At 61.6% G+C, this 5,659-nt stretch carries 4 protein-coding genes; all 4 read right to left on the reverse strand.

Annotation, left to right across the window (positions count from 1 at the left end; all coding sequences use genetic code 11):
• Nucleotides 1-267: 267 nt before the first annotated feature.
• Nucleotides 268-777, reverse strand: a complete 510-nt coding sequence (locus AC1DJT_RS33855) for a DUF4399 domain-containing protein (protein WP_441508568.1) — start codon at nt 775-777, stop codon at nt 268-270.
• A gap of 12 nt (nt 778-789) precedes the next feature.
• Nucleotides 790-2,382 carry an SUMF1/EgtB/PvdO family nonheme iron enzyme gene (locus AC1DJT_RS33860; RefSeq protein WP_476832962.1) on the reverse strand — a complete coding sequence of 531 codons (1,593 nt, stop codon included), beginning with the start codon at nt 2,380-2,382 and terminating at the stop codon, nt 790-792.
• 495 nt (nt 2,383-2,877) lie between these two features.
• Nucleotides 2,878-3,711, reverse strand: coding sequence for a YihY/virulence factor BrkB family protein (locus AC1DJT_RS33865; RefSeq protein ID WP_476835792.1), 834 nt, complete (start codon nt 3,709-3,711; stop codon nt 2,878-2,880).
• A 483-nt stretch (nt 3,712-4,194) separates the two neighbouring features.
• Nucleotides 4,195-4,620 carry a DUF1236 domain-containing protein gene (locus AC1DJT_RS33870; protein WP_476769818.1) on the reverse strand — a complete coding sequence of 142 codons (426 nt, stop codon included), beginning with the start codon at nt 4,618-4,620 and terminating at the stop codon, nt 4,195-4,197.
• Between the last annotated feature and the right edge of the window lie 1,039 nt (nt 4,621-5,659).

Raw genomic sequence — 5,659 nt, forward strand, 5'->3', positions numbered from 1 at the left:
ACCGCCTCTGTCGTCGTGGCGCTCCCATGGTGAACCTGGCCCATAGCGCCTCCTTCCACTCACGCGAAAAGACTGCACCATCAAAGCCCGGGATCAAACACCTAGGCCGTGCGGCTCCTAAGGATGGAGAGCCACCACGCAGAGAAAACGAACTGGTCTCTCGACAGTTTCACCACGACCGGGTTTGTTCGCCCAATACCAGAACCATGAAAAGAAGTGCGGGCCGCGGATGGGGCCACCGGAGCACAGGAGTGGGCTCCCTAGACCTTAAGCACCCTTTCCACTGGCCTTCTTCAACGTTCTCGCCGGCGCCGCTGGCAACACAGTTATGGTCACCTTCTTCGAAATKAGCATCGGTTTGAATGGCCGGTGGTCGGGGTCGCCGAGCACCAATTGCAGGGTATGTTTGCCAGGCGGCAACTCAAGCCTCGCCTCAGTCTGCCCTGCACCGAAGTGAAGATGCTTGTTGTCTGACGGAAGCGGCTCGTCCGGAACAATCTCATCGGTGACATCGACCAGAAGGTGGTGATGTCCGGCATTCGGAGCGGAGCTGCCGGCCTGCGTCACGCCCATATTTCGTAGGCCGAACCGCACCCAGAATTCGCCGCGGATCTGCGCTCCGTCCCAAGGATAGATGATGTACAGGCGCGCATCCGGAGATGGCGCCCGTTGCGGTGTGGAGGGCGTTGGGCCCGGCGCTGTCTGCGCCAAGGTTTCGAGCGGGAAAAGGCTGACTACAGCAAAGGCGAGAAAGATGCCGCTGGCGGATCGGCCCATGGAACCCTCCTGTCAGAGCGAGCGAGCTATCCTGAATCCGTGTGCAGGGTAACGGACGCCCGTATCGTAATGGGTCCGGCTCGCTGGCCTCACCGAGACAGCGTTGCTTCGCCAGGAGCCGCCTCTCAAGACATTCTCGCGGCAATTCTCAACCGTCCGAGGGGAGCCCTCCAACGGCGCATCCCGGTAGTTGGGCAGCCAGCAATCGGCCACCCACTGCGCGACGCCGCCTCCGAAATCGGCACCCCCGAATGCATTGCGCGCGAAACTGCCGACCGGCATCGGAACCTTCGGATCTTGAGGCCCGCCGCAGTCCCTGCAATTGGCGTTACCGGGTTCGAGCTCTCGACCCCACCAAAAGCGGGTCGAGGTGCCCGCCCTTGCGGCGTATTCCCACTCCGCTTCGCTCGGCAAACGGTATGGCTTACCGGTCAATTGCGCGAGCCAGTCCACATATTGCTTGGCATCGAGCCAGCTCAGATTGCGGGCTGGCGTTGTGTCGCTTCCGTCGAGCGAGAAGTTGCAGCCCTTTGCGGCCGCGCATCGGTTCCACTCGGCGACGGAGATGGGCGACAGACCGATTGCAAACGGCGAGATGGTCACGGTCCGGATCGGTTGTTCCGAGGGGTCTTCGTCGCTACCCATCCGAAAAGCCCCGCCGGGTATGCGGATCATTTCGGGGCAGGTTTCGCAGTCCCGGAAGCCGGAAGCGGTTTGGATCATCCGTGCAGCAGGAAGGTTCGGAGTCAAAATCGCGACCTGCGGATCTGAAGCTGGGGCGCCAGGCGTGGGATCCGCCAATGGGGCCAAAGGTCTGGCCGCATCAGCATTGTTGCTTGCCGGCGTCTCAACCCGTGGGGCACGGGTAGGTTGGTTTGTCACGGTGACGAGGGGGACGGGCACCCATTGCGGGCGCTGTTCGACTGACACCAGACTTGGCTTTCCGCCGACCAAGTAGCCGGCGGAGTAGAGGCCTGCGGCAAGCAGCGCAAATGCTGCCGCGATCCCCGCAGGTATCAAAAATAGGCGTCTTTTTTTCGTCGCGCGAGTGAAGGAAGCTGGATCGGGAAGCACACGATAGATGCGAACAGGATCGGTGATGTTCTTCAGCTTCTCGTCGCCAAGCGACTGATATCCGCAGACCAGCTTATTCTTGATCTGTTCGTAGACTCCGCCGGAGATATAGACGCCGCCGGGGGTCGCTAGAGCCTCCAGGCGCGCGGCGATGTTGACGCCATCGCCGAAGACATCGTCCGGCTCAACGATAACGTCGCCTAGGTTCACCCCTATCCGGTATTGAAGCCTGTGTTCACGCGGAAGATCGGTGTTCCTTGCCGTCACGGACTGCTGAATGACAATCGCGCATCTCACGGCTTCGAGCGGACTGTCGAACATAGCGAGGAAGCCATCGCCGGTGTTCTTTATGAGCCTCCCGTAGTGCTCTTCAAGTGTGGGATCGACGATCTCGCGGCGAACCTGCTTCAGCCGGCGAACCGTTCCTTCCTCGTCGTGACCCATCATCTGGCTGTAACCAACGATGTCCGCCGCGAGGATAGCCGCAAGCCTGCGATGAGGGTGCGGATGAGCTGGAAACTCTTCGCGCATCACGACCACCACTGTGGATCACACAGCCCCGCCTTATCCATATCAGGTAGCCCATCCAGCGTCGCGAACTTTCCGCTGATCGACGAGCGCTGGGCGTCGCCCTGGCGCTCCGGCAGCGGGCCACGCTCGGCCCGACCTTCACCCGGATGATCCGCGAGGGGGCCGGAACGCAGCGGACCGGCGGACCGCTAAAGAAAACGCGCGGGAGGCTTTCGAGGAGAGTCGGTATGAAGGAACTCTACCGGGTAGAATGCCGTGATGGGTGAGGGCGGTTGCTCATCGTCATCGTCAGGCGAAAGCTTCCACTCCTAACCCGCCTATTCAAAAGCGATGGCGCTGAGCGGGGCCTCATATCATACGGCTTGGCCGATGGACGGGACGTGCGTCTCGTTGACGATCACATCTTTGAAATCACTGAAGATGGAACGACACTGACCCGCGAGACGTGACGGCCAAGAGCGTTTCCGAGCTTTCGCGCCCAGTCGGCGGTGGCCGTCACCCCTTGTTATCCGCTGCGTCAGCACCTCGAAACCCGATTGGCTCCGGCGGGCCCTTGGTCGTGTCCCGCAAGGTCTGGCGTTCGGCTTCTGAATTCAGTTCAGCTCCGACCAGTACGATCGTCGCTGACAGCCACATCCACATCAGCAGCGCGACAACTGCGCCGAGCGTGMCATAGGTCTTGTTGTAATCCTCGAAAGTCGCGACGTACCAGGAGAACGCGAGCGAGCCGACCAGCCAGCTCACGCTGGCCAGAATGGCACCGGGACTGACCCATTTCCACTGTGCGTTGTCGCGGCTGGGTCCAAACCGATAGAGAGCGGAAAGCCCGAGCATCAGGACGAGGATCACGGCCGGCCAGCGCCCGAGCCAGAGAATCCATTCTGCTGCCGGACCCAGGTACAGGAATTCCAGCAACACGGGCACGGCGGCGATGGCGCCGAGTGCCAGCAAGGCGAAGAGGAGGATTGCAAGTGTGAAGCCGAGCGTGGTCAGGTTTAGTCGGAGGAAGCTGCGCTTCTCCTCCTCGCCGTAGGCGACGTTCAACGCATCGAAGAGCGCCTTCACACCAGCATTCGCGCTCCATGCCGACAGACCGAGGCTGATCAGGAACGCTATTCCGAGCTTCGTTTCATCGCCTGTGGCGATCCGGGTGATCTGATCGCGAACGACCTCGAGGGCGCCGGATGGCAACAAGCCTTCCGCCATTGCCAATTCGCCCGCGACAGTGGCCGGATCGGCAATGATCCCGTACAGCGAAACGAAGGCGGTGATGGCCGGAAACAGCGCAAGCAGCCCATAGAAGGTGACACCGGCGGCCACGGCCAGCACCCGGTCCTTCCCGACCTCGGCATAGGTCCGTCGGAGGATCGCTGCCCAGCCCCCAGGGGGAATCTCGGTCGGTGCCTTCGCATCTTCCCCTTTGCGAAATCCCGTGTGTCCGCCACCCTTTGCGGGCCCCTTGGCGCCCCCCTTGGCGCGCCCCTCGAACTGCCTGGCGATGATCGATCCCCCAACTCCGATCAGGGCCGCCAATGACAATTGGGCAAGCAGACGTTKAGCGCGCAATTCGGTCACTCCCAAAGCGAGGGAACTTCGGGCACTCAAAAAAGTTGCCCAACGCCGCGACGGTTGAGGACGATGCCAGAAAAGGTCGGAATGAGGCGCACGGACCGGCATCACAAAGCAAGGCTTGGCGTGGTTCGGAAGAAGCGTCGCTCCACCGCCTGGGATCGCAGGGCTCCGATGGCCAACACGCCAACACGGCGGCGGAAAGGCCCGCCGGTCGTGGCGGGCCTCTCCGTGGCTAAGTGATTATTCGATGATCTGAACGATCTTGCGGGTCTTCGGCTCGACCAGCACCGTCTGATCGTTCACGACGGTGTAGCGATACTGGGTTTTTCCGTATCGAGCCGGAACCTCTCGATAGGTGACGGTTTCGGGAAGAGTAGCGCCGACCACGACCTTCTCGCGGTAAGTCACCGAAGGCACCTTCTGCTCCTTCACATAGGTGCGGAACTCGGTGCGCTGGTCGGCCGCAATGCCACCGACGATCGCGCCAGCCGCGGCGCCACCGACTGCTCCTACCGCGGCTCCCGCTGGCCCCCCGACAATCGCACCGCCGACAGCTCCGGTTCCTGCGCCGGCGGCGGCCCCACCTGCTGCTCCGGAGCTGGACTGCGCAAACACGGTCGCAGGCATGGCTGCCAGTGCAGCAACAAGAACAATCTTCTTGATCATAGTGGATCTCCTGTTAGCCCCCGCCAGCGAGGAAACGACATGCTAAGTTGTTGGTTCCATGAATAATTATTCATGGTCGGCATTTTCGGGCTGGCCCCTGGGATGATGCGGGAGGTGGCGATCGGTGTGTTCTTCTGCCCGCGTGATCATCAAAGGGGGCGATGGGAGATTGCGAACCGTCTCCCGAATTCCGCGGAATGCATCCGCAGCTACACTCTAGGCGGCGCAATGGGTGAATCAGCGCCGCCGCCCGTTCTTCACAGCATAGCGAGACGCGAAGGAGCGGGAACCGTCGTGGCGCAATGGGATTTTGATTGGCGGCAGGGCTGGTGGTCGATGAGAAAGGCACTCCATCATCTCGTCCGTCTGAACGCGTAGTAGAACTTTCCCGCTACGAACCCGGCAAGCCGGGATAGGTCATCGAGACTATCGTCGCTTGGAAAGACGGCATTGTTCCTGTCTACGTCCTTCCATCTTGGGAGGATCGAGGGTTCGATGAACTTTCGGGTCCCTTCGAAACCAAAGAGGAAGCTGAGGACGCTTTGGCGCGAGCATCGTTGTGAGCCCGGCCGAGAGACGGAAATCGAGCCGATCACGGGGCGCGCTCTATCTCCACCGACGCCTGCACGGCTGAGCTTGAAGGCGATGCGGACCGAGCTCGCTATTCCCAAAAGGAAGAGGGCTGGCGGGCGGCAGATCGATCCAGCAATAGCCGCAAAATCAGTKGGTCCGGTTCCGGTTATGAATCCACGAGTTTGGAGGGATTTATATGAGTTCCGCCCGCTTGCAGATCATCTGGCGCCGCATCCCGCCAGCGTACTTGGCTGTAGAGCCTCGGCCAGGCCCGTGCCTTCAGGCGTCCTCCTTGTCCGGGCCGGTAGGCGTCTGGTGTCCGCGCTCCTCTGGCTGCCGTCTGCACACGCCTCGCGTATGAGTCTCGATCGCGGCGAGCGCTGCGTCTAACGAGCAATACGGCCCCGGCGAGAGTGTTGCCATAGCACCCAGAGCTCGGCCCGACGGGACGCGGAAGCTTCCGGAC

This window comes from Allobosea sp. 05T422_2 (assembly GCF_056396265.1).